At 40.3% G+C, this 24,238-nt stretch carries 22 protein-coding genes; 21 read left to right on the forward strand and 1 reads right to left on the reverse strand.

The window, feature by feature from the left end:
* The first annotated feature begins 5 nt into the window (after nucleotides 1-5).
* The 5 genes from T344_RS0100930 to mnmL all read left to right on the forward strand — a co-directional run bounded on the left by T344_RS0100930 (nucleotide 6) and on the right by mnmL (nucleotide 5,281).
* Nucleotides 6-833 (forward strand): Cof-type HAD-IIB family hydrolase, encoded by an 828-nt coding sequence (locus T344_RS0100930; protein ID WP_027627161.1) that lies wholly within the window; start codon nucleotides 6-8, stop codon nucleotides 831-833.
* Nucleotides 834-892: 59 nt separating this feature from the next.
* Nucleotides 893-2,015 (forward strand): peptide chain release factor 2 gene (gene prfB / locus T344_RS0100935; protein ID WP_207641809.1). Its coding sequence is split into 2 segments (ribosomal slippage): nucleotides 893-967 and nucleotides 969-2,015, totalling 1,122 coding nucleotides; the frame shifts between segments, so codons are not numbered across the junction.
* Between the two features lie 49 nt (nucleotides 2,016-2,064).
* Nucleotides 2,065-2,811, forward strand: coding sequence for a nickel pincer cofactor biosynthesis protein LarB (larB, locus tag T344_RS0100940; protein WP_027627163.1), 747 nt, complete (start codon nucleotides 2,065-2,067; stop codon nucleotides 2,809-2,811).
* Between the two features lie 123 nt (nucleotides 2,812-2,934).
* The gene (gene larC / locus T344_RS0100945; protein WP_027627164.1) at nucleotides 2,935-4,356 is read left to right on the forward strand and encodes a nickel pincer cofactor biosynthesis protein LarC; all 1,422 of its coding nucleotides are present in this window, start codon (nucleotides 2,935-2,937) and stop codon (nucleotides 4,354-4,356) included.
* Nucleotides 4,343-5,281 carry a tRNA modification radical SAM protein MnmL/YtqA gene (gene mnmL, locus T344_RS0100950; RefSeq protein WP_027627165.1) on the forward strand — a complete coding sequence of 313 codons (939 nt, stop codon included), beginning with the start codon at nucleotides 4,343-4,345 and terminating at the stop codon, nucleotides 5,279-5,281. The genes larC and mnmL overlap by 14 nt, the downstream gene beginning before the upstream one ends.
* Nucleotides 5,282-5,328: 47 nt before the next feature.
* Here the strand turns inward: mnmL and T344_RS0100955 are convergent, their stop codons facing one another.
* On the reverse strand, nucleotides 5,329-6,078 hold the full coding sequence (locus T344_RS0100955; protein WP_027627166.1) for a type II toxin-antitoxin system Phd/YefM family antitoxin: 750 nt from the start codon (nucleotides 6,076-6,078) through the stop codon (nucleotides 5,329-5,331).
* A 481-nt stretch (nucleotides 6,079-6,559) separates the two neighbouring features.
* On the opposite strand from T344_RS0100955, the gene guaA reads away from it, so the two are divergent.
* From guaA to T344_RS0101050, 16 genes are all read left to right on the forward strand, one after another.
* Nucleotides 6,560-8,095 carry a glutamine-hydrolyzing GMP synthase gene (guaA, locus tag T344_RS0100960; protein WP_027627167.1) on the forward strand — a complete coding sequence of 512 codons (1,536 nt, stop codon included), beginning with the start codon at nucleotides 6,560-6,562 and terminating at the stop codon, nucleotides 8,093-8,095.
* A gap of 455 nt (nucleotides 8,096-8,550) precedes the next feature.
* The gene (locus T344_RS0100970; RefSeq protein WP_154669401.1) at nucleotides 8,551-8,772 is read left to right on the forward strand and encodes a hypothetical protein; all 222 of its coding nucleotides are present in this window, start codon (nucleotides 8,551-8,553) and stop codon (nucleotides 8,770-8,772) included.
* Nucleotides 8,750-9,133: a PDDEXK family nuclease gene (locus T344_RS0100975; RefSeq protein ID WP_242842005.1), complete on the forward strand. Its 384-nt coding sequence runs from the start codon at nucleotides 8,750-8,752 to the stop codon at nucleotides 9,131-9,133. Before T344_RS0100970 ends, T344_RS0100975 begins: the two co-directional genes overlap by 23 nt.
* The gene (locus T344_RS0100980) at nucleotides 9,120-10,946 is read left to right on the forward strand and encodes a Mu transposase C-terminal domain-containing protein (protein WP_027627170.1); all 1,827 of its coding nucleotides are present in this window, start codon (nucleotides 9,120-9,122) and stop codon (nucleotides 10,944-10,946) included. Before T344_RS0100975 ends, T344_RS0100980 begins: the two co-directional genes overlap by 14 nt.
* Nucleotides 10,930-12,180 carry a TniB family NTP-binding protein gene (locus T344_RS0100985; protein ID WP_027627171.1) on the forward strand — a complete coding sequence of 417 codons (1,251 nt, stop codon included), beginning with the start codon at nucleotides 10,930-10,932 and terminating at the stop codon, nucleotides 12,178-12,180. The genes T344_RS0100980 and T344_RS0100985 overlap by 17 nt, the downstream gene beginning before the upstream one ends.
* Entirely contained in the window at nucleotides 12,177-13,601 is a 1,425-nt protein-coding gene (locus T344_RS0100990) for a TniQ family protein (protein ID WP_027627172.1), read from the forward strand. The genes T344_RS0100985 and T344_RS0100990 overlap by 4 nt, the downstream gene beginning before the upstream one ends.
* A gap of 738 nt (nucleotides 13,602-14,339) precedes the next feature.
* A complete protein-coding gene (locus T344_RS27320; RefSeq protein WP_034860471.1) occupies nucleotides 14,340-14,543 on the forward strand; it encodes an aspartyl-phosphate phosphatase Spo0E family protein in 204 nt (67 codons plus the stop codon).
* Nucleotides 14,544-14,605: 62 nt separating this feature from the next.
* Nucleotides 14,606-14,956 (forward strand): hypothetical protein, encoded by a 351-nt coding sequence (locus tag T344_RS0101005; RefSeq protein ID WP_027627173.1) that lies wholly within the window; start codon nucleotides 14,606-14,608, stop codon nucleotides 14,954-14,956.
* Nucleotides 14,953-15,816 (forward strand): diguanylate cyclase, encoded by an 864-nt coding sequence (locus T344_RS0101010; RefSeq protein ID WP_027627174.1) that lies wholly within the window; start codon nucleotides 14,953-14,955, stop codon nucleotides 15,814-15,816. Before T344_RS0101005 ends, T344_RS0101010 begins: the two co-directional genes overlap by 4 nt.
* A 191-nt stretch (nucleotides 15,817-16,007) precedes the next feature.
* The gene (locus tag T344_RS30895) at nucleotides 16,008-16,157 is read left to right on the forward strand and encodes a hypothetical protein (RefSeq protein ID WP_154669402.1); all 150 of its coding nucleotides are present in this window, start codon (nucleotides 16,008-16,010) and stop codon (nucleotides 16,155-16,157) included.
* A gap of 237 nt (nucleotides 16,158-16,394) precedes the next feature.
* Nucleotides 16,395-16,820, forward strand: a complete 426-nt coding sequence (locus T344_RS0101020) for an Hsp20/alpha crystallin family protein (protein ID WP_027627175.1) — start codon at nucleotides 16,395-16,397, stop codon at nucleotides 16,818-16,820.
* 461 nt (nucleotides 16,821-17,281) lie between these two features.
* Nucleotides 17,282-17,854 (forward strand): putative ABC transporter permease, encoded by a 573-nt coding sequence (locus T344_RS0101030; RefSeq protein ID WP_027627177.1) that lies wholly within the window; start codon nucleotides 17,282-17,284, stop codon nucleotides 17,852-17,854.
* A gap of 68 nt (nucleotides 17,855-17,922) precedes the next feature.
* A complete protein-coding gene (locus T344_RS0101035; protein ID WP_027627178.1) occupies nucleotides 17,923-18,207 on the forward strand; it encodes a co-chaperone GroES in 285 nt (94 codons plus the stop codon).
* Nucleotides 18,208-18,222: 15 nt separating this feature from the next.
* On the forward strand, nucleotides 18,223-19,845 hold the full coding sequence (gene groL, locus T344_RS0101040; protein WP_027627179.1) for a chaperonin GroEL: 1,623 nt from the start codon (nucleotides 18,223-18,225) through the stop codon (nucleotides 19,843-19,845).
* Nucleotides 19,846-20,039: 194 nt separating this feature from the next.
* Nucleotides 20,040-20,741, forward strand: coding sequence for a hypothetical protein (locus T344_RS0101045; RefSeq protein WP_027627180.1), 702 nt, complete (start codon nucleotides 20,040-20,042; stop codon nucleotides 20,739-20,741).
* A 579-nt stretch (nucleotides 20,742-21,320) separates the two neighbouring features.
* Nucleotides 21,321-24,209: a DEAD/DEAH box helicase gene (locus T344_RS0101050; RefSeq protein WP_027627181.1), complete on the forward strand. Its 2,889-nt coding sequence runs from the start codon at nucleotides 21,321-21,323 to the stop codon at nucleotides 24,207-24,209.
* The last annotated feature ends 29 nt before the right edge of the window (nucleotides 24,210-24,238 follow it).

The following is a 24,238-nucleotide window of genomic DNA, read 5'->3' on the forward strand; positions in this document are numbered from 1 at the left end:
AATTAATGTACAGATTGGTTGCAATAGATTTGGATGGAACGCTGTTGAATATGGATAAGGAAATATCGGAGAGAAACAAGAAAGCAATTTCCCAAGCAATGGAAAAGGGCGTTAAGGTTGTTGTGTGCTCAGGCAGAGTGTATACCGGAGCGAGGCTGTATGCCAAGGAAATAGGCTCCCGGGATCCGATAATTGCCTGTAACGGAGCTGTTATTACAGATAAAATCGACGGTAAAATAATATATTCGGATTATATGGATGTGGAGGTCAGCTTAAAGATTAACCGCATTTGCCAGAAGCATGGCGTATACTACCACGTTTATGCCGGTGATACCATGCTGACCGAAAGATTGGGTTTTACATCCAAAAAGTATTATGAAAGAAACAGGTCTCTGCCGTCTGAGGACCGGGTGGATATCGAAGTGGTACAAAACATGGAAGCCAAATTAAAAAGTATTCCGGATACCGTGCTGAAATTTGTTATAGTCAACGATGATCTGCAGCAGCTCAGGAAAGTGAGAGCAGATATGGAACAGCTCCGGGAGATTGATGTCATGAGTTCCAACTTCGACAATTTCGAGGTGATGAACAAAGGTGTCAGCAAAGGCTCGGCTCTGGCTAAATTAACTGATATTTACGGCATTCCTGCCCAACAGATGATAGCCATCGGAGACAACGAAAATGATATTTCCATGTTTGAATATGCCGGTATGAGCATAGCTATGGATAACGGTGAAGAAATTGCCAAGGCTGCTGCGAACTACATAACGGCATCCAATGAAGCTGACGGTGTCGCACATGCTATAGAAAAGTTTATTTTGGCAAAAGGCTAGATGTTGGATATAATAGTAATGTACAAAATCAATTATTAACTTTAGAGAGGGATGATTAAATGCTTGAGCTGGAACAATACAAGCTTGAACTTCAAGGCTTGAAAAGCAATTTAGAGGAAATGAGGGCTTCACTTTGACATCGCCAGACTGAGCGATGAGATAACCGAGTTGGAGCACAAGGCTTCTGAACCCGAATTCTGGAATGATATGGAGAATTCGCAGAAGATACTTCAAAGAACAAAGAATCTTAAATCAAAAATAGAGAGATTTACAAGCCTCACCTCCCAGTGGGAGGATCTAATCACTCTTGCCGAGCTGGGGATTGAAGAACAGGATGAAAGTGTAATACCCGAGGTAGGTGAAGGGCTGGAAAAGCTGAAAAAAAATCTTGAGTCACTGCGGTTGGAAACCTTGCTGACAGGACCCTATGATAAGAATAATGCCATACTTACCCTGCATGCAGGTGCCGGGGGAACAGAAGCCCAGGACTGGGTTGAGATGCTGCTGCGCATGTTCACCAGGTGGGGAGAGGCTAAAGGCTATGAAGTAAAGATACTGGATTTGCTCGATGGCGATGAGGCGGGAATTAAAAGTGTAACAATTCACATTATCGGGGAAAATGCATATGGGTATCTGAAATCAGAAAAAGGAGTGCACCGTCTGGTCAGAATTTCTCCATTTGATGCTTCAGGCCGAAGACATACTTCCTTTGCGTCCATGGATGTCATGCCCGAGCTGGATGATACCATAGAAATCAATATCAATCCCGATGATTTGAGAATTGATACCTATAGGGCGTCAGGAGCCGGAGGACAGCATATAAACAAGACCGACTCTGCCATCAGAATAACACACATACCCACCGGTGTTATAGTTGCCTGTCAGACAGAGCGTTCACAGTTCCAAAACAAGGATACTGCAATGAAGATGTTGAAGGCAAAGCTTTTTGAGCTAAAAGAGCGCGAGCAGAAAGAGAAGATAGAGGACTTGAAGGGTGTCCAGCTGGATATTGCCTGGGGCAGCCAGATAAGGTCATACGTGTTCTGCCCATATACCCTTGTAAAGGATCACCGCACAAATTATGAGGAAGGAAATGTCAACGGTGTAATGGACGGGAATCTGGACGGTTTTATAAATGCATACCTTTCAATGGAAAAGTCCGGTGAAAATGCTGCCGGTTAAAGGCAATGCAAAGGCTTAATACTAACAGGTAACGGAAAGAAGGATTGGTATGAATTCTGAAGAATTGAAGGCATTGCTTGAAGGAGTTAAGAACGGTACAGTTGAAATAGACCGGGCCTTCAAGGAAATAAAGGCATTGCCTTATGAAGATCTGGGCTTTGCAAAGATAGACCACCACCGCAGCATCAGAGTCGGCTATCCTGAAGTTGTCTACTGTGAAGGGAAAACCAGCGGACAAATTGTTGAAATAGTTAAGAGATTAATGGAAAAGAATAATAATATACTGGCCACAAGGGCATCAAAAGAGGATTTTGCCGCAGTGAGCGAAGTCATATCCGATGCTGAGTACCATGAGGCTGCAAGGATAATTGTTGTCAAAAGAAAAGAGATAATTGTCAATGAAAAGCAAATTGCGGTTATAACCGCCGGAACCTCCGATATCCCCGTTGCCGAGGAAGCAGCAATTACGGCAGAAGTACTGGGCAACAGGGTCAACAGGATATACGATGTGGGGGTAGCAGGTATTCACAGACTTTTGTCCAAAATTGATGCCATTACCCAGGCAAATGTGGTAATTGTGGTGGCAGGAATGGAAGGGGCCCTGGCAAGTGTGGTAGGCGGTTTGGTTGACAAGCCGGTGATAGCAGTGCCCACAAGTGTAGGCTACGGAGCAAATTTCGGCGGTCTGGCGGCGCTGCTTACCATGCTGAACAGCTGCGCCAGCGGTATAGGCGTTGTCAATATAGACAACGGCTTCGGCGCAGGCTACCTGGCCAGCAATATCAATAAGCTTTAGCCGTTCTTGAAATTAGTACGGGAGAGTTCTGTTATATTAGTGTTTATATTTCAAAATTTAGGGTATAACAAGATTAAAATTTTAAAAAATTTCGATTAATTATTTAGTATTGCGGAGGAATTAATGCGAGTTTTATATTTTGACTGTTTTTCCGGAATAAGCGGAGATATGACCCTTGGTGCCCTGCTGGACCTGGGGCTTGACAGTAAAGCTTTTTTACAGGAACTGGACAAGCTTAAAGTAGACGGTTATTCCATTGAGATAAAAAAGGTTGTTAAAAATGGTATAACCGGTACTGACGTAAATGTTATACTCCATGACGAATGTGAAGAGCACCGGCACGAAGATGGTGACGGTCATACTCATGACCATCATCACCATGACCATGAGCACCGACATCAGAATGACAATGAACAGGCTCCTGGACACAGTTCTGAGCATAACCACCTTCACAGCCATGACCACGATCATGATCATAACCACAATCACGAACATCAGCATGATAATGATCACGACCATGACCACAGTCACCGACATGAACATAGCCATTCCCACCAGGAGAGGAATCTTGCCGATATAGAAAATATCATTAATATGAGCGGTCTGAAGCCGGCAGTCAAGGCTATGAGTACCAGGATTTTCAGGGAAATAGCCCGTGCTGAGGCAAAGGTACACGGCAGGGATATTAGCGAGGTCCATTTCCATGAGGTTGGAGCAATTGATTCAATAGTGGATATTATAGGTGCATGCATATGCATCGACATGCTCGGGGTTGAGAGGATATATGCCTCCGAGCTGCATGAGGGAAAGGGTTTTGTCAAATGCGCACACGGTCTCTTACCAGTGCCTGTGCCGGCTGTTATGGAAATGCTGTGCAACAGCAAAATTCCTCTGGTGACTGAGAATATTCCTTTTGAACTGGTAACTCCTACAGGTATCGGAATTCTTAAAATGACCTGTTCTGCTTTTGGAAAAATGCCTCCCATGTCCATAGAAAAAACGGGATATGGTATGGGAAAAAGGAATACCGGCCATTTTAATGCCTTAAGGGCGGTGGTTGGCACACTTTATGAGCAGGACAACGTACCTAACGATGAAATTTCAATACTTGAGACCAATATTGACAATATGTCTCCCGAAATCCTGGGCTATACTATGGAGAAGCTTCTGGACACCGGTGCACTGGATGTATACTACACCCCCATATATATGAAGAAAAACAGACCTTCGGTAATGCTGACGGTATTGACAAAATGCGGGGATGAGAAAAAGTTTTCGGATGTTATATTCAGTGAGACCTCCACCCTGGGGATAAGGGTAAAAAGGTCGGCCAGGTTTTGTATGAACAGAGAATTTGTGAAGGTTAATACAATGTACGGAGATGTGAGAGTTAAAGTCGCCAGCATGGGTGATATACATAAATTTGCTCCCGAGTATGAAGATTGCAAGAGTATAGCCGTCAAGAACGGTATACCCATAACTAAGGTATATGAAATGGTAAATGAAACTTACAGGCAGGAAGGAAGCTGCATTGCTGTACAATAAATTTTCTCAATTTCTGAAAGACAAATATGGCTCAAAGGTATATAAACTCCCGCTAAACCTGCCTGTCACCTGCCCGAACAGGGATGGCAGTCTGGGTTGGGCGGGATGTATTTTTTGCGGAGAAGAAGGGGCAGGTTTCGAAAATCTGTCCTGTGAAATCTCGGTTGCAGATCAGCTGGAGCAAAACGCCAGGTATATAGGGAAAAACTATGGAAGTGAAAAGTTTATTGCCTATTTTCAGAATTATTCAAATACCTACCTTCCATACGAGCTGTTCGTAAAAAATATATCCGAAGCCTGCAGAGAGGGAATTGTTGCAATATATATATCAACACGTCCTGACTGTATTGCCGACAGATATATGGAATTTCTGGCCGGACTGAAAGAGGAAAAGGGAATAGATATTGTTATGGAACTCGGCCTGCAGACTGTCAATTATCATACACTAAAGCTGCTTAACCGGGGGCACACACTTGCAGAATTCATAGATGCCGCAATAAGGATCAGAGAATACCGGCTTGAGATCTGCGCCCATTATATAACCGACCTTCCCATGGATAATGCGGACGATGTTATTGAGGGGGCAAAGATAATCTCTGCTCTTGGTGTTTCACAGGTGAAGTGCCACTCGCTGTTTATTCTTAAAGATACTGAGCTGGAAAGAATGTATTCCCGTGGAGAAATTCAGCCGATAACCATTGAGGAGTTTATTGACAGAACCATAAGATTTTTGGAGTATCTCAACCCTGATATTGTAGTACAGAGGCTGATTGGCAGGGCCCCTGCCGAAAGAACTGTTTTCTGCAACTGGAATACCAGCTGGTGGAAGCTACAGGATATGATAGAAGCAAAAATGGTTGAGCAAAACACCTGCCAGGGCAGACTGTATAAAGCAGGTAACAGCTTGGTGAATAAAATACATTGAGCACTCTGAAATATAAACAATCAGGTAAGGTATTTTGAAGGCTTGTTTCAGCCTTCAAAAATATCTCCAAGGCAAACCTCCAGATCTTTAAACCAATATGACGTTACAATATCATTGTTTTTGCTGACTGAATGGAAGTCAATTCCACAATCTTTAAAGCCATAGAGAAGAACAGATTTGTTTTTGGGATCAATTACCCAAAATTCCTTAACACCCGACAGCATGTAGGTGTTTAATTTGTCAACCATATCTTTAGACCGGGTACTCCGGGACAAAATCTCCACAACCAGAGTGGGTGTTCCCATATACCGTCCTTTTTCGGTAACGGTATTTTCAAGATCACAGGCTATAAGCAGGTCGGGCTGCATGACATCAGGCGTTTTCAAGTCTTTCTTAAAAAAGTGTACATCAAAGGGAGCATAGAAAACCTTGCAGGTTTTCCCTTTTAAATAATTTCTTAAAATTACATGCAAATTGCCGGAGATTACCTGGTGAAAGGTGCTTGGCGAAGATAACAGGACTATCTCACCATTGATGTATTCCATACGGAGCTCGCTGTTTTCATAGATTTCCATAAACTCCTCATAGGACACCTTTTTACCACCATACTGATAGTCCAGGGCTTTTTCCTTCACTGTAAAATATCTTTCGATGTCATTGATGTAGGGGGTCAGTCTGATGGCTTTCTTTCCGTTTTTTGTAATGATTACCTCATTGTCATTACTCACCAGGTCAAGGTATTTACCTAAATTTAATTTGAGCTCGGTTGCCGTTATTACCTTGGTTTCGTAATCCATGGCAGATCTCCTTTATGTATTTATTTTAAGGGGTTTCTTGGAAAAATCGTATGAAAGATCGGAGCTATCTGCGGAAATATGTACGATATTAATAATGAATGTACGATTATTAATAATATTATTATATAATATAGAACGATTTTGTCAAGAATAATCTGTAATAATTTCCATAATTGTGATAAAGATTGCCGGGATTTTGCCGATTCCGGTCCCATTGCCAATAACTGGGTGAAACCTGATGGCCGGTGTTTATTGCCAATTAATCCGGATTTTATAGTTAGCCGAATCCAATAAATGCTAATTATGAATAATTATGCACGTAAATGCTTAAGTATTCAATTTGGCTACAAAATTTTATTTACAAAAGCATTTTTGATGCTATGCATACCAAACAAAATTCGATATAATATTAAAATATTGATATGACTTAAAGTATTAAGCTTTAAAATATGCCTATTATACGAATAAGGAGTTGTTATTTTTGAACAATGAGATGGTATTGGTGCTGGATTTCGGCGGACAGTACAACCAATTGATAGCACGCCGCGTCAGAGAAGCTAATGTATACTGTGAGGTCATTCCTTACAGTGCGTCACTGGAGCGAATTAAATCATATAATCCCAAGGGCATCATATTCACTGGAGGGCCTAATTCGGTGCTGGATGAAGGTGCACCGAAATGTGATCCGGGAGTATTTGAGCTTGGTATTCCGGTTTTGGGAATATGCTATGGCATGCAGCTTATGAGCGTCATGCTGGGAGGTTCGGTTGAAGCCGCCAAACAGCGTGAATATGGCAAGGTGGAGATTTGTGTGGACAAGTCCCAGCCCTTTTTCCGGGATGTTGACGAGAACACTACCTGCTGGATGAGCCACACGTACTATGTGAGCAATCCGCCCGAAGGGTTTGTCATTACTGCTAAATCTTCAAATTGCCCGGCCGGAGCTATGCAGCATGTTGAAAAAAATCTGTATGCGGTTCAGTTCCATCCTGAGGTTATGCACACTCCAAAGGGAAAGGAAATGTTGAGAAACTTCCTGTTAAATATCTGTCACTGCAAGGGTGATTGGAAAATGTCATCTTTCGTTGAAAATTCTATCAAAGCCATCAGGGAAAAGGTTGGAGACAAAAAGGTTTTATGTGCCCTGTCAGGCGGAGTGGATTCTTCTGTTGCGGCGGTTCTCATTCACAAGGCAATCGGAAAGCAGCTGACCTGTATATTTGTCGACCACGGACTTTTGAGAAAGTATGAAGGAGATCAGGTTGAGCAGGTATTCAGAAACCAGTATGACATAAACATGATCCGTGTTAATTGTGAAGACAGATTTTTGGAAAAGCTTAAAGGGATATCCGACCCTGAATCCAAGAGAAAAATTATAGGTGAAGAATTTATAAGGGTATTTGAAGACGAAGCCAGGAAAATCGGGAAGGTTGATTTCCTTGTTCAGGGAACAATCTATCCTGACGTAATAGAAAGCGGTCACGGTGATGCGGCAGTTATCAAGAGCCACCACAATGTGGGGGGACTTCCTGATCATGTGGATTTCAAGGAGATAATCGAGCCATTGAGAAATCTGTTCAAGGACGAGGTAAGAAAGGCCGGGGAAGAAATGGGCATTCCCGAGGACATCGTCTGGAGACAGCCCTTCCCGGGTCCCGGTCTTGCTATCAGAGTAATCGGTGATCTTACAAAGGAAAAACTCGATACATTGAGAGATACCGATTACATTTTCCGTGAGGAAATAAAGGCGGCAGGCCTTGGCAGAGAAATAAACCAGTACTTTACAGTATTGACAAACATGCGAAGCGTGGGAGTTATGGGTGACGAAAGAACCTATGACTATACTCTGGCTTTGCGTGCAGTAACAACCACAGACTTTATGACCGCCGACTGGGCGAGGATTCCATACGATGTGCTGGAGCGTATTTCAACCCGTATCGTCAACGAAGTGAAGCACATAAATAGAATAGTTTATGACATCACCTCCAAGCCACCGGCGACGATTGAGTGGGAGTAGGGTGTGTGTCCCAGGGCAATCCCGCTTTCCCTCCAAAGGGCAAACCGTGGTTCCCTGACCCAACTGAAAAATAAATGAAGATGAGACCTTGAGATAAGCAATTTCGGCTTATTTCAGGGTCTTTTTTATTTATCTGAATGGAGTATCAAACCCTTGATTCTACTGGTGTTACGGCAGTTTTGATGAGTTGCCTGACCCCCGCCTTCCCCAAAAATGTGTGTGCCTCTCGGTTTTGGGGGCCTGTTTTTGGGAGGGAAAGCGAGTTTGCCTTTTTTGGGTGGATGGAGGGAAGGGGGGAGTGACCCTATACATAGAGGTTTTAGGAAAATGTGTTTTTGGGATAAGGGGAAGTATCAGGAGAATCCAGTAAAATCAAGGGGTTCGGCGATTTCATAAATCCCCAAAAACCAAATGATTTTTGAGAAAACCTTGTTTTTGGGGATTCAGTGGCGTTTTTGGGAAACACATTTTCATTTTTGGGAAAAGGTGTATTTGGGGATGAAACCTTGCTTTTGGGAATGCTTTTGGGAACTTTTTTGTTTTTGGGAAAAGGGAGGATGAAAGAATGCAGTAAAATCAAGGGTTCTGGCGATTTGGCAAGTTCCCAAAAAGGAATGGATTTGGGAAACCTATTTTCACTTTTGGGGATTATGTATGGGCCTTGTAATGACTGTTAATTGGAGGTGCCAAATGAGAAAAAAGAACTACAAGGGAAGGTGTGAAAAAAAGATGGTAGCAAAGTGTACGGAGGTGTGTCGGACCTATGATACCATTCAGTATGCGTATGTGGATATCCTTTCCGCCAGTCAAGATATTGTAGAGATTCGGTGTAATGTGCCGCTTGATGGATTGGAAGAAGGAGCGTACACGACAGATCTCGTCTGCACGAAAGTGGGAGGGGATCTGATGGTAAGGGAATGTGTATTTCGCAAACTGATTGACAAACCAATGACGGTTAAATTGTTGGAAGCATCCAGACAGTATTGGCTGCGGCACGGCGTTACAGATTGGGGGCTGGTGATTGATGAAGAAAAATGACTTGTTCAGGAATGGTGAAACAATCGTAAGGGTGTTGGCGGTTGAGGGTGACAGGCTGCTTCTGATCGACTGCATCAGGCTTACGATGCCAAAATGGGAAACAATAGCTTCCATAGTGGACTGTACTCCGTGTGAAGAGCGGGAATTGTCGAAAGGTTTGGTGGATATAGAAGACGTGGGGGCGGATGCAAGGAAATCAGCTTATCAGCGTTACACCATGATTTCAGGAGTGCTGCCTTATGTGTCAGATAATACGATGAGGTGCAGAGCCATTGAAAAGGCGACGGAAGAATACCAGGTCAGCAAAAAAACAATACGAAAATACCTGTGCCGCTATCTGGCATATCAGAATATCGCCGCTTTAGCCCCAAAGACAGATGAGGATGAGCATGTTTTATCCCAAGATGAAAAGAATATGCGTTGGGCTTTGAATAAGTTCTTCTACACGAAAAACAAGAACAGCTTACACATCGCTTATACAATGATGTTAAAGAATAAATATTGTGACGGAGAAGGTAAACTGTTGTTGATATATCCCTCGTTTCATCAGTTCCGATATTTTTATCGGAAGACAAAAAATATGCAGACCTATTACATTTCCAGGGATGGACTGAAATCGTACCAGCGAAATAACAGGCCGTGTGTCGGTGACGGAGTAAGAGCCTTTGCCACTGCTCCAGGTGTTGGGATGATCGATTCAACAGTTTGTGATATTTATTTAGTCAACGAAAGCGGTCATCTGGTAGGAAGACCGATTCTGACCGCCTGTGTTGATGCTTATAGCGGTTTGTGCTGCGGATATTCTTTAACGTGGGAAGGCGGTGTCTACAGCCTCCGCAATCTAATGACTAATATCATTGCCGATAAGAAAGAGCATTGTAGCAGATTCGGAATCGGTATCAGTGAAAGTGATTGGCCTGCAAAAGAAATACCAGGAAAACTGATAACAGACAAGGGGGCGGAGTACATAACGGATACATTTTCCCAACTTGCAGAATTAGGTGTAACGCTCACCAATCTACCTGCGTACAGACCAGAACTTAAGGGTCCCGTAGAAAAATTCTTTGACCTTGTTCAGAACAGCTATAAACCATTTTTGAAAGGCAGGGGTGTCATAGAGCCTGATTATATGGAGCGAGGAGCACATGATTACAGGAAGGATGCCTGCCTGACATTAAAAGAATTTGAGAAAATTATACTACATTGCATTCTCTTCCATAATTCCAAGAGAGTATTTGGTGATTTTCCTTACATGGATGCAATGATTGAAGCAGGTGTTAAGCCTAATGCAAACAGTATTTGGGAATGGGGAAAGAAGCAGCCTGGAGTTAACTTAATCCCAGTTACTTCAGAACAGCTTGTGCTTACCTTGTTGCCGAGAACTACAGGTAAGTTTACCAGATTTGGTCTAAAAGCAAATAAGATGCGGTATCACCATGCCAATTATGCAGAGAAGTATTTGCAGGGGAAAGAGGCAGTGGTTGCTTATAATCCAGAGGATGTCAGCAATGTGTGGGTAATGGAGAAGGGTATATATATCCGATTTGAACTGATTGAATCCAGATTTCAAGACAAAGCACTGGCCGAAGTAACTGATGTGAAAAAGAAGCAGAGACAGATAGCAGGAACCGCTAATAAGGACAAAATACAGGCGGAAATCGATTTGGTGGATCATATTGAGGTGATTTCCAGAAATACCACAAAGATCGAAAGGGTGAATCTCAAGAGCATCCGTGAGACCAGAAGAAAAGAGCAGGATAGACAGCATCTTGACCATGTGAAGGAGGCTGGCATCGATGAACGAGATCAGTAACATAATTTATAAACTCCCGAAGATGAAGGCAGGGGAAGAACTGAAATCCGCTTTGGAGAATATCCCGCATTATGACGAAAGTATCAGGATGGAAAATGATGCGTTGCGGTTGATGGAGCTGAACGAGCTTTATAATATCTATCTGCCTTCGGAAATGTCACTGGAGATATACAGTAAGCTATATCTGGCAATGCTGCGTTCCCTGCAGAAGAAAGGGACAAAGTTGGCAATACAGCAGAAAAATGAAAATTTTAAAGCAATCCAGCAGAGCAGCTATAGTGGTATCATTGGTGGTTCTGACAGTTTTACGATCATTGGTACATCTGGTATTGGTAAAAGCTGTGCCATATCCAGAGCCATATCACTTATCACCGAAAATCGCATTATAGAAGCACAAAATCCATATGTAAAAATAATTCCGTGCTTAATTTCTCAATGCCCGTTTGATTGTTCAGCAAAGGGTCTGTTGTTGGAAATATTACGCAAGGTAGATGAGTGGTTGGGCAGCAAATACTACGAAAATGCTCTGCGAGCAAGGGCAACTACAGATATGTTGATTGGAAATGTGTCACAGGTGTCATTAAACCATATTGGATTATTGGTAGTGGATGAGATACAGAATATTTGTAATAACAGAAGCGGCAATAGTCTGGTGGCGGTGCTGACCCAGCTTATCAATAATTCTGGTATCAGTATCTGTATGGTTGGGACACCAGAGAGCTCTGCATTCTTTGAACAGGCTATGCAGCTTGCAAGAAGGTCGTTGGGGCTGCATTACAGCACCATGCCTTATGATAACTATTTCAGAGAATTTTGTAAGACTGTATTTGGATTCCAATATGTGAAGCAGCGGACAGAACTTACAGATGCCATTACAGAATGGCTCTATGAGCACAGCAGTGGTATTATTTCTATTGTGATTTCTCTGATCCATGACGCACAGGAAATCGCTATTCTGAACAAAAAAGAAATACTCAATATAGACACCTTGAATGAAGCATATCAGAAACGGCTTAATATGCTCCATGATTACCTGAATCCGTCTATTGTTGTCAATCGGCAGACTTCCAGACAGAAAAAGAAAAAGTGTCCTGTGGAGCCTTGCGAGATCGGCAGTGTAGAGGCAGATGATAAGAATAGCATTGTGGAAATGGCCATAAGAGCAAAGCGGGAAGAAATCGATTTGCTGGACTTGCTCAAAGAAAGCTTTTCTGTGGTGGAGGTGAGCGTATGATTACATATTTTCCTGCCATATATCCAGATGAACTGGTGTACAGTCTGTTATCAAGATTTTATCTGCAATCGGGATACCTATCATACACCTATGCCGCAGAGGATATTTATGCCTACAAACAGGTGAGGCCAGACCACGAATTTATTAATGTACTTCACCCAGAAATGCGGGAGATGATTGCAAAAACAGTTCCGATGGAAAAGCTGGTGGAGAAGCATACAATGTATCCTTACTACGGAAGGTTTATGGGGAAATTCCGCAGGCGGAAGGCCTTTGAGTCGTTAGTGACCTTGAATGGAAATTATAAGAATCTGTTAGCCATGCCGACAAAAAGGGATGGGGCAGACAGATTCCTTCGGTATTGCCCATTATGTGCAAAGGCAGATAGGGAACAATACGGAGAAACATATTGGCATCGAGGCCATCAGATGGTAGGCGTAAATGTTTGTCCCATACATAAATGCTATCTGGTAAACAGCAGCATATTGATTAGTGGGAAAGCAACACCAAATCTTACTGCGGCAGAAAAGGTAGTACCAGAGGGGGAAGCGATATCAAGGTGCAATAATTTGCTGGAATTAAGGTTGGCGGAATATACCCTTGCAGTATTCCAAGCTCCTGTAGATATAGACAGTAATGTATCAGCGGGACGATTCCTGCATTCAAAGCTGAAAGGAACAAAATACATATCGGATTCTGGATTGTTTCGGAATTTAACAGTCTTTTATGAGGATTACCTGCATTTTTATGAAGGACTTAAAGAAAAAACAAAAATGGAGCTATGGCAGGTGCAAAAGATTTTTAACAATTATCGTTATAACTCCTATGAGATTTGCGAGCTGGCAATGTTTTTAAATATTCCGACACAAGAGTTGGTCAGGATGGCATTGCCAGAAGAAACACAGCATATGGATACGCTCTATAGGCGTGTGTCGAAGGAGCTGGATGCAGATTTTGATATCGTAAAAAACATCGGTGATGCGGTTTTAAAAATATATCAGACAGAGCATCGGGTACAGCAAAAATGCGGAGCAAAAGGCTATCAGTGGAGCAAACGGGATACTGAACTTTTGCCAGAAGTGAAAAGAACAATCAAAGAGCTTTATGGTAATGGAGCAGATCGCCCGCATAAAATTACGCCGTCGCTTATCAGCAGGAAGCTGGAATTGCCTGACAAACAGCTTGAAAAGTTACCTTTATGCAAAGCAGAAATATTAAAGTATGAGGAAAGTCAGCAGCATTATTGGGCCAGGGAAGTTGTATGGGCTGTCTATAAGGTTTTAAGGGAAGGGCAGTCGCTAAACTGGAGACAAGTTCGTAACCTCACAAACATGCGGCGTGTAAATTTTGAAGCCTGTCTACCGTATATAGATGAAATGGTAGAGGAAGAAATGGCAGAAAGGATTAAACACTTGTTGTAAACTGATTGATTTATTCAAATATCAAAAGCCATATACCGACTACTACTATACAGAAAATATGCTTAAGCCATAGCTGAAAGCTCATATGCTCAAGCTTATTCAGAAACCATATCTTAATCGCAGCATAGTAGAAACTCCCGAATTCTCTTTATATATATAAGAAATGCGGGAGTTTGCTATATACTCTATAATTGGAACGATCAAGATATGATTTATCATCCAATTATGGGATGAATGGGCAAAACAATGGCCTTATCTGATATGCTGGATTAAAGTGTTATCGTCAAAAAAACCTTCATCGAAAAATAGAGTTTTTAATGGAACTGGAAAGTTGGAGCAAAAGTCTGATAGAACTGTTCCTTATCAAGAACTGTATCTTTATTTCTTCTTTCACTTGCCATCAAGATATCCTAAACATTTCTTAATAATGGTATAGGGCAATTTTAAAAAACAAAATATGCAGTAAGCATATAAATTGTGTTTGCAGTTGGCAAATTATAGTAGTAAAATATTCTGTATACATTATGGAGTCTGATGTAATATATGGGATAAGATAACAATATTGACTTTTTTGTCAAAGGAGTTGCATAATAATGTATTATGAGCTTTTCCAGACAAAAGAAGGGAAGATTACATATGTAGCATTAATTGTATTGACTTTCGTTCTCTTTATTATCAATAAGGTTATTGAGAAAAACAGAAAAAAATTTGATGAATTATAACGTGGAGAGGGTACAAATGCTGACGGATAAAATCAATGAATTGAGAGAAGAATTGAATAAACAGGTAATAAGCAGAGATATCCATAAGCAATCGGTTCTGCGATTAAGCCAGGAATTAGATAGATATATTGTGGAATATCTGAAAAATAAAGACGGCAAAAAAGTAGAAAATAAAATTTTCAAAAAAAAGCAAATTACATACAGGAAAAATATTGAATAAATATAAAATAATAATTCAAAATGTGATAAAATATATTAAAGCGAACGGAAGAAGGAAAGGAAATGTCGAAAAGCGTTGACAGCACTAAAAAAGCTGAAATCACCATGCGTATGTCAGAATTTGAAATGCCCCCGATGCAGGATGTCCTCATTGTTGGCAGAAGGGCACCTATAGGACCAGAGGCGGCAAGACGCATGGTAGATATATTGTCTCCAGACCAGTATGAGATCGTAAAGGTAGACCATCCTGCCATAGAGGCTATGGTGGTGAGAAAGGCATTGTTCAGTATGCTTCCGAAGGAGAAGCTGGTTGAAGTTTTGATAGAGGAGGGTGAGCGCGTTGCTAACGAATCAATTATCGTGAAGGCACAGGTGAATATTGTGCTCCAGGTTAGAAAGGCAATAGATTTATGATGAGGAAAGTTTCTGAAATTATGGTGAAAGACTATACTACCGTTGATGCTCTTTGGGGAATAAGACGTGTTCAGGACATTGCAGAAGAAAACAAAACAGATTGCTTCCCTGTAACCGATAATGGGGAAATTATTGGTGTTCTGACAAGAAATGATTTAATTAAATCCCATCCTAACAGAATTGTAATAGATGCCATGTCTGAAAGCAGCAAATACATTGAGGCGGATGAAACTGTTTGGAAGGCAAAGGAGCTGTTTGAAGCAGAAGATACAGATATTCTACTTGTAACTCAAGGAAATAAAGTCACTGGGGTTATAACCAAAAATGCTGTTGACGTTGAAATCGGCAAGCATATAGATATTTTGACGGGTTTGTACAAAAGCGACTACATTATTTATAAAGCTTATAAGTGCCTGGAACAAGGCAAAGAAATATCTATCATATTCTTTGATGTCAATAATTTCGGGCACATCGATAAAGAATTTGGGCATATGGTAGGGGATAATATTTTAAAGGAAATTGCTAAAATTCTCAACGACAATACACCTGCAGGCACTTTCCTTTGCAGGTACGGCGGTGATGAATTCGCATTATTGACGGATCAATGTGCGGAAAACAGTGAATCACTGGCACAAGACATATTGAACAAGGTAAAGCAGCATGAATTTTATAGCGATATAAGCATTGGTGTTTCAGCAGGAATTGCAGGGGGTAAAAGACGTAATCCCAGAAAAGTAAATATGTACAATACTATTACGAAACTGATAAATATCGCCAGTCTGGCCTCAACAAAGGCAAAAAAAGAGAAGGACAATCTGGTGCTGGGGTATAGCGGGGCTATCGATGAAATAGCCATATAAAGGGTGTAGAAGGAAGAAAGCTCTGATAGTAGGGCTTTATTTTTTTGCATCCAAATGGCAGTGTACATAAGAATCCGTATGATAACATCCAATGTGTATTCAATAGCAGAATATTGGCTTTAATGGTTGACCACTGATAACGGCTATAATGATAAAAATGAACCAATACCACAATCATTGAAGAAGGCTCAATGAAGGCCAATGATGCATGTCATGGATTGAAAGCTGAACAGCAAATAATGGAAGGAAGTATTGTTGCTGATGTAAGGCCTGTGAATTCTTTTAGTTTGTTATTAACAGGTTATGCACAATATGAGAGTTTTGGTGATGTGCCATTTTAAAATGTTTAAAGAAATATCCACATAACAAACAAATAAGTTATCCACAAGAATAGAGACTGCAATTTCGCAGGAACAAATCCAGCATAAACCAAACATAAATCATGGAAAGGCAGATTGCTTAAAGTAATCCATAATCATCATTAAATAGGTGTTATTATACTACCTTCATAAAATCTTATAAAAAATCATTTATGAGGAAAACTATTATTGATAAAAAATGTGAAGGAGGAATTTGATATGGCTCTTGTACCATGGAACCCTTTTAGGGATATGGATAATATCGGGAGGGAAATGAGCAGCTTCTTTGACTTTCCCTCAAAAATATTTGGAGGTTTCTCTTCTCCACGTGTGGATGTGTACCAGACGGAAGACGATGTATTGGTAAAAGCGGAAATACCTGGTGTTTCCAAGGAAGATCTGAACTTATATATCGATGAGAACACTGTAAGACTTACAGGTCAAACAAAGAGAGAAAACGAACTTAAGGATGAAAATGCTTACAGGACAGAACGATATTACGGTAGCTTTTCAAGGACAATCCCGCTGCCTGTCGAGGTAAAATCAGAACAGGCGAAAGCAGAGTATAAGGATGGTATCCTTTCAATTACAGTACCGAAGGTTGAGCCTTCAAAAATAAAGAGTAGAAAAATTGATATTCAGTAAAGCTGAATGGCAGGCAGTCTGGTGATTTTAACAGGCTGCCTTTTCAATTCAAACTTATGCAGGTTCATTATCAACGTATTCGTTTTAAATCTGGTATAGAAATCGGGAGATTTTTCAAAAAAATCAAATCCTTTTGGGAATATCTTAAGCTGATCAAAAATAATCCTACCAAAATTGGAATTTTACATATTGACTTTGAAAAAAATATGATTAAAATAAAAATTGTTAGCACTCGGCAAGAGTGAGTGCTAATCATCGAGTAACTTTTTCTGATTTTTAATGGATAACATTAGTGATTGGTGAGAGGAGGCTTTATTTTTATGATGTACCTTAATAGAGTGCTGAATAAAAATTCATTATGACATTTTACATAGAACACTGCAACACCCCAATTCTTACAGGCAAAGCCTGAACTTGATTTTCAAAAAACTTCATAGATGAATTTTAAAGGGGACATCAAAATGAATGACAGCTTTTATGAGGTAGTAATTTGTTTTATGCTGTACTCCTTTATCGGATGGCTTCTTGAGGTTGCGTATGCTTTCTATGAGGAAAGAAGGTTTGTAAACCGAGGCATTTTGGCAGGACCTATCTGTCCTATATACGGTTTTGGAACACTTCTGATTCTAAATATTGGTTCCCTCTTGAAATTACAGCATCCAGGTCTGTTAAGCAACATCATATTCATAATTCTGCTTACGACTATTTTGGAGTACCTGACGGGATATATACTGGAGACGTTCCTTAAGGTGAAAGCCTGGGATTACAGCAATGAATTTTGTAATATAAGAGGGCGGATTTGCCTGAAATTTTCGATATTCTGGGGACTGCTTGGATGCTTTATCATTTATGGCTTACATCCGATAGTGACACAGTTTATAAATGAAGTAAACGAAGATATGAAAATAATTGCCGTTTTCATGCTTCTTGGATTTATTTTGATGGACATGATAAAAGCTATTCTTCCGAGGCTTGCTTCTATGAAGCAGTTAAAATCCCGTGTGAGCCTGCCTGTGCATATCTTCAAGGTGTAATTTGTTTATGAGCTGCTTAATCAAGTAGCTTTACTATAAAAAAACAAGAGTAAAGGAGCTGAACAATTATGCAAGTTAAACCATTAGGAACAAGAGTTCTACTTAAAGAGGTAGAAACACAAGAGACCACAAAGAGTGGCATTGTTCTGCCCTCAAATGCAAAAGAGAAGCCGTTTGTGGCAGAAGTGGTTGAAGTCGGTCCTGGCGAAATCAAGGACGGGAAGGAAATTAAAATGCAGGTAAAAAAAGGAGATAAGGTGCTCTACGGCAAGTATGCAGCGACCGAAATCAAACTGGACAGTCAGAAATATCTGATAGTAAATCAGGAAGATATTTTAGCAATCGTAGAGTAAAGGAAGGTGGAAAATATGGCTGCAAAAATAATTTCGTTTGATGCGAACGCAAGAAAATCAATTGAAAATGGTGTAAATAAATTGGCAGATGCCGTAAAGGTCACACTGGGACCTAAAGGCAGAAACGTAGTATTGGAGAAAAAATTCGGCTCTCCTACTATCACAAATGACGGTGTAACTATCGCAAAAGAAATTGAATTGGAAGACCCCTACGAGAACATGGGTGCTCAACTTGTAAAGGAAGTAGCCAGCAAGACCAACGATGTTGCTGGTGACGGAACTACTACAGCAACATTGCTCGCACAGGCAATCGTCAGGGAAGGTATGAAGAACATAGCTGCAGGTGCGAACCCCATAATACTTAAAAGAGGAATAGAAAAAGCCACTGATAAGGTGGTTGAGGTTATAAAGGGAAACAGCCAGAAAATTAAAGGCAAGAATGATATGGCCTTTGTAGCGACTATCTCTTCTGGAGACGAAAAAATAGGCAGCCTTATTGCCGATGCAATGGAGAAGGTTACAGCAGAAGGTGTCATTACCATAGAAGAAAACAAAGCCTCGGACACAGTCATAGAGATTGTTGAAGGTATGCAGTTTGACAGGGGATATATCTCCCCCTACATGGTTACAGACAACGAGAAAATGGAAGCCGTACTGGAAGACCCGTATATCCTTATAACAGAAAAGAAGATCAACAATGTACAGGATTTGCTGCCTGCCCTTGAACTGGTGGTTAAGAACGGCGGGAAAATGCTTTTAATCGCAGAGGATGTTGAAGGCGATGCTTTGGCAACCCTGGTAGTAAACAAATTAAGAGGCACTTTCACCTGTGTAGCCGTAAAAGCTCCAGGCTTTGGTGACAGACGAAAAGAGATGCTGCGTGATATTGCAATCCTGACGGGCGGACAGGTTGTATCCGAAGAAGTGGGCATGGACATTAAGGATATTAAGCTCGAATGGTTTGGAAAAGCAAAATCGGTAAAAGTCCAGAAAGAAAATACCATTATTGTAAGCGGTGCAGGAAGTCAGAAAGAAATAAAAGACAGGGTTGAATCCATCAAAAAGCAAATAGAGCTTACTACCTCAAGCTATGATAAGGAAAAGCTCAATGAAAGACTGGCGAAGCTGGCTGGCGGTGTAGCAGTAATCCGTGTCGGGGCTGCAACAGAAACCGAAATGAAGGAAAAGAAATACAGGATTGAGGACGCTCTCAATGCAACCAGGGCAGCTGTAGAAGAAGGAATTGTCCCTGGCGGCGGTACAGCTTATCTCAATGCAATACCAGAAGTTGGGAAATTAGTAGATACTCTTCATGGCGATGAAAAGACAGGAGCTGCAATTATATTAAGAGCTTTGGAGGAGCCACTCCGTCAGATTGCTGTCAACTCTGGTGTTGATGGTTCAGTAATTGTTGAAAAAGTGAAGAGCAGTGAAAAAGGAAAGGGCTACGATGCTGCAAAAGATGAATATGTGGATATGTTTGAAGCAGGAATTATCGACCCTGTGAAAGTGACCAGATCTGCTATCCAGAACGCAGCATCGGTGGCAGCGATGATCCTGACCACAGAAAGTGCTGTGGCTGAAAAGCCAGAGAAAAAGAAAGCTCCAGCAATGCCAGCAGGAGACATGGACTACTAAAATAAGGCTTGTGGCCTAAATAGCCTTTAGCCATATATATGGAAAAGGGAGTCAGCTTTGTCCAGCAAAGTCCCCCAAAGGCTCCCTTTCCTCAAATGATTTGTATACGGGCTGCGGAATTTCAACTCCGCAGCCTTTACTATAAAAAATGCATTTATATCATAAGCCAATTCCGTTTTTTTGGGGGTGATGTAATGGGGAAGTGCTTATTATCAATAGATTGGGATTATTTTATTTATACACAGAAAGAAAATTGGGGTTCATATATAGAAAATACTAAAAATGTTATAAATTTGTGGTATAAGCGGTATATCCAGGCGAAGGCACTGGGAAAGGATATAGAAAAGTCGTTTTGGCTTTCTTCGTATATAGACGAATTTTGGGAGAAAATCAAGGAGAATTTTATATTCGCAAAGGGAATTAAAGCCTATGTTTCCGACTCCCATACTTTATCTTATGATATAGCAAGAGAGCAGGGGTGTAATGCAGTATATCTTTTTGATGCTCATGCAGACCTGGGCTATGGAGGGCTATCTTCGCTTGATTTTGAGGTTAATTGTGCTAACTGGCTTGGTAAGCTCTTAAAGGATAATTGGATTGGAGAAGCAAATATAATTTACAGCCCGTATACAGCAGAAAAGCCAGATTATTTTAAACAGATAAACAATGCTTTCAATGTTCGTTATCCAGGTTTTGATGATCTGGATACAGGAATTAAAGTGTCAGCAGTTCATATATGCAGGTCGGGTGCATGGACACCGCCCTGGCTTGATGAGCGATTTGCAAAATTTGTCGATAGTTTAGGGATTTCATATGAGCTTAAGGACTGCCCAACAAGGAAGTGGGATACCACAAATATCAGCTTTTCTGACCAAATCTACTACTTAATGGCATGATTTCTGACAATAAAGTAGCTCTGTGATTATTTGAAACAAAATAAAATAATTGCAACCATATGCTCAATCATAGTATGCAGAATTGTATGCTTAAGCCCATATCCTTATCCCAGCATAGTAGAAACTCCCGAAAATTCTATTATTATATAGGAAATTCGGGAGTTTGCTACATCCGCCCATAATTGGAACGATGAAGATATATGCTTTATCATCCTATTAGGTTTGATTGTACAGAGCGGAGTTTAATCCTTTTTATGCTGGGCTTAAGGTTATACTCATATTATGGCTTAAGCCATATTTTTAACCCAGCATATTTGATTTAGAACTCCTGCGAATCCCATAATTATATAGGAATTGCAGGAGTTTGATTATAATGGGATTGCTAACCATTAAATGATGAATATCGGAGAGAGTAAATTTGTCGCAGAAATTGATTTGGTGATAGAAATTGTATATAAATAATCTACTTTATATATAAAGAGTGATATAATGTCCATAAAGAGTAATTTATGGTAACAAAATGTCATAAATATAACAACAATTAATCATGCTGTAAGTATCAACTTCAGGAGGTAGGGTGTGAGGAGTTACTTTGAAAAACAATATAAAAATCTTAAATTTGTAAAAGAAACAAAAGCATCTTCTGGATTGAGAAATGCACAGATAGGAGCTATACATGCTATTTCTTCATTCTTTACCTTGCGTAAGAACAAAGCGGCAATTGTTGTTATGCCGACAGGATCAGGTAAGACAGCGGTTCTTATGATGACACCATATGTTGTTGGAAGTGCAAAAGTTTTAATTGTAACACCCAGCGTTATGGTAAGGGGACAGATATTTGAGGATTTTTCATTGTTAAAAACTCTATGCCATGCAAATGTTTTTAGTGAAAGCGTTCCAAAGCCTTCGGTGTATGAAATGAAGCATACATATTCCGACGATTATTATCAACATATTGTTGATGCCGATGTTGTAGTTGCCACTCCGCCATGTGCATTATCACTTTCGATGAATGAAGGAATTAAGGCAATGTTTGATATGGTTCTTATTGACGAAGCTCATCATGTGCCTGCAAGGACATGGGAACAAATATTAATGAACATGGACAGATCAAAGCATATTCTGTTTACAGCGACACCGTTTAGAATGGATAAAAAGGAAATCAAGGGGGATATGATTTATACGTATCCACTTTCTATGGCATATAGCGATGGCATTTTTGGAGATATTGAATACATTCCCATAGATGTAGCACCCAATAAAGATTTCCTTATTGCCAAAAAGGCTGAAAGAGTATTTTATTCAGATCGTGAATTAGGATATGATCACTATTTAATGGTTAGAACAGATACAAAGGACAAAGCTAAAGATTTGGAAGACTTATACTTAAAAGAGACAGCGTTAAAACTAAAACGAATTGATAGTTCTATGAGCAATAGTGTAGTTAAGAAGTGTATTGAAGAGTTAAAGAGCAAGTCCTTGGATGGGATTATTTGTGTCGATATGCTTGGAGAAGGATTTGATTTTCCGCATTTGAAAATTGCAGCAATTCATTCTCCACATAAATCTTTGGCAAGTGCGTTGCAATTTATCGGACGATTTGCACGAACAAATGCAAAAAACATTGGTACTGCGAAGTTTATTGCAATGAATGATGAAGAATTGTTCATTGAAAATACTGTTCTGTATAGCAATGATGCTATTTGGCAAGACATTATCATTGACTTGAGCGAGAATAAGGCCAATGAAGAAGAGGAGAATAAGGAGTATTTTAAGAAATTCAAAAAAGGCGAAAAAACGCTAATCGATGCGAATGACGAAATATCTCTTCATAGTATACGTCCAAACTGCCATGCAAAAGTATATAAAGCATCTGGGTTTAATATTATGGGCCAATTCCCAAAAGAATGTAATGTTTCGGATAATGTTTTAATAAATGAAAGTGATAATACCGTTGTTGGAATCGGAAAAGATATTGTTCCGCCCAAATGGGCGACAGGAGATGCTTTGGTGGATATAAGCAATTCACTGTATATGGTTCATTACCAGGTCGAGACAAACTTGCTCTTTATATACTCACAATATAAAACAGAAGCATTGTACAAATCTATTGCAGCAGCCTTTTGTGGATCGTATGAAAAATTACCAAAGCATCAAATGAATCGTGTTCTCGGTGAACTTAAGGATTTTGAAATATTTAATTCAGGCATGCAAAATAGGTATGTTGAATCGGGAGAATCATATAGGATTTCTGCAGGATCTGATGTTAGTTCAGCTATTGATCCCGCTACAGGACGGCTCTATTCAGCAGGGCATGTGTTCTGTAAGGCAATAGCAGAGGAGAGTGCAATAACTATCGGGTATAGCAGTGGATCAAAAATGTGGAGCAGCACATATTTCAATATACCACAATATGTAAAATGGTGTGATTCCAATGGGAAAAAGATCAGCAATGTGGAGATAAAAGTAAAAACAAACACAAACTTTGACTATTTGCCGATTCCGATGAAATTGACCAAGTACCCAGACACAATTTTTCTATGTGACTATGATGCTGATGTGTATAGCTCTCCGCCAGTTGTAAAGAGCACCAGAGAGCAAGATGAAAAGCAAATATTAACAGATATTTCGCCTCGAATCATTAATGTAGAAAATGAAAAAGTTACGATTGAGTTTTGTTTCGGAAACGAAGTGGAGCAAATTGTGTGCGATACAGATGGAGAATATACATCATCTACCAAAAAGATAATGCTTGTTGATGGAAGAGGTGTTGTTCCGTTGGTTGATTACCTAAATGAATATCCAATGCAATTCAAGACCACGGACGATGTGCTTATTCATGGAATTGAATTGCTTCAAGGTAATCCAGATGCAATGGTCTATTCTTCGGATAATATCATAGGAATTGAATGGGAGCTATATGGTACAGATCGGAAAATAGAAGTTAATGATCCAGTGCATCATCCTACGGGCACTTCAATACAAACGACACTTGAAACTATTCTTAAGTCCGATGTAGAGAATAAGTACATAATTTATGATCATTCAAGTAGCGAGATGGCTGATTTCATTACATTAAAGGAAAGTGAACATGTGATGGAGGTGACTCTTTATCACGTAAAGAAAATGTCTTCCAGCACATATAACAGTAGCGTTGGGGATGTTTATGAGGTGGCGGGACAAGCTGTTAAGTCAACAACATGGTTGCGAACAAAACAGTTTTTCAGGAAAAAAATTATAGACAGAAATCGAACTGGGCATTGCCAGTTTAAGGTCGGAGATTTTGAAGACTTTAAAGCTACCATGAGACAGAACAAGCAATTAATAGGCAGGATAGTCATTGTTCAGCCTGGAATAAGCAAAAGCACTCCGATGCCTGATAAAATTCAACAGATATTGGCTGCCTCAAATTTCTACATTAATAACTCTGGTAAAGTAAAATCTTTAGAAATATGGGGGAGCAAGTAAATGAAAAAGCCCCAGCCCAGCGGTTGAGG

The sequence above is a fragment of the Ruminiclostridium cellobioparum DSM 1351 = ATCC 15832 genome, assembly GCF_000621505.1.
GTDB classification, from domain to species: domain Bacteria; phylum Bacillota; class Clostridia; order Acetivibrionales; family DSM-1351; genus Ruminiclostridium; species Ruminiclostridium cellobioparum.

Coding starts and splice junctions, on each gene's coding strand:
- T344_RS0101035 (WP_027627178.1), top strand. CDS start 17,923: ATGCAAGTTAAACCATTAGGAACAAGAGTTCTACTTAAAGAGGTAGAA.
- T344_RS30895 (WP_154669402.1), top strand. CDS start 16,008: ATGAAGGCCAATGATGCATGTCATGGATTGAAAGCTGAACAGCAAATA.
- T344_RS0100985 (WP_027627171.1), top strand. CDS start 10,930: ATGAACGAGATCAGTAACATAATTTATAAACTCCCGAAGATGAAGGCA.
- T344_RS0100975 (WP_242842005.1), top strand. CDS start 8,750: ATGGGCCTTGTAATGACTGTTAATTGGAGGTGCCAAATGAGAAAAAAG.
- T344_RS27320 (WP_034860471.1), top strand. CDS start 14,340: ATGCTGACGGATAAAATCAATGAATTGAGAGAAGAATTGAATAAACAG.
- T344_RS0100955 (WP_027627166.1), bottom strand. CDS start 6,078: ATGGATTACGAAACCAAGGTAATAACGGCAACCGAGCTCAAATTAAAT.
- T344_RS0100990 (WP_027627172.1), top strand. CDS start 12,177: ATGATTACATATTTTCCTGCCATATATCCAGATGAACTGGTGTACAGT.
- T344_RS0101005 (WP_027627173.1), top strand. CDS start 14,606: ATGTCGAAAAGCGTTGACAGCACTAAAAAAGCTGAAATCACCATGCGT.
- T344_RS0101030 (WP_027627177.1), top strand. CDS start 17,282: ATGAATGACAGCTTTTATGAGGTAGTAATTTGTTTTATGCTGTACTCC.
- groL (WP_027627179.1), top strand. CDS start 18,223: ATGGCTGCAAAAATAATTTCGTTTGATGCGAACGCAAGAAAATCAATT.
- T344_RS0100980 (WP_027627170.1), top strand. CDS start 9,120: ATGAAGAAAAATGACTTGTTCAGGAATGGTGAAACAATCGTAAGGGTG.
- T344_RS0100930 (WP_027627161.1), top strand. CDS start 6: ATGTACAGATTGGTTGCAATAGATTTGGATGGAACGCTGTTGAATATG.
- T344_RS0101010 (WP_027627174.1), top strand. CDS start 14,953: ATGATGAGGAAAGTTTCTGAAATTATGGTGAAAGACTATACTACCGTT.
- larB (WP_027627163.1), top strand. CDS start 2,065: ATGAATTCTGAAGAATTGAAGGCATTGCTTGAAGGAGTTAAGAACGGT.
- T344_RS0101045 (WP_027627180.1), top strand. CDS start 20,040: ATGGGGAAGTGCTTATTATCAATAGATTGGGATTATTTTATTTATACA.
- T344_RS0101020 (WP_027627175.1), top strand. CDS start 16,395: ATGGCTCTTGTACCATGGAACCCTTTTAGGGATATGGATAATATCGGG.
- larC (WP_027627164.1), top strand. CDS start 2,935: ATGCGAGTTTTATATTTTGACTGTTTTTCCGGAATAAGCGGAGATATG.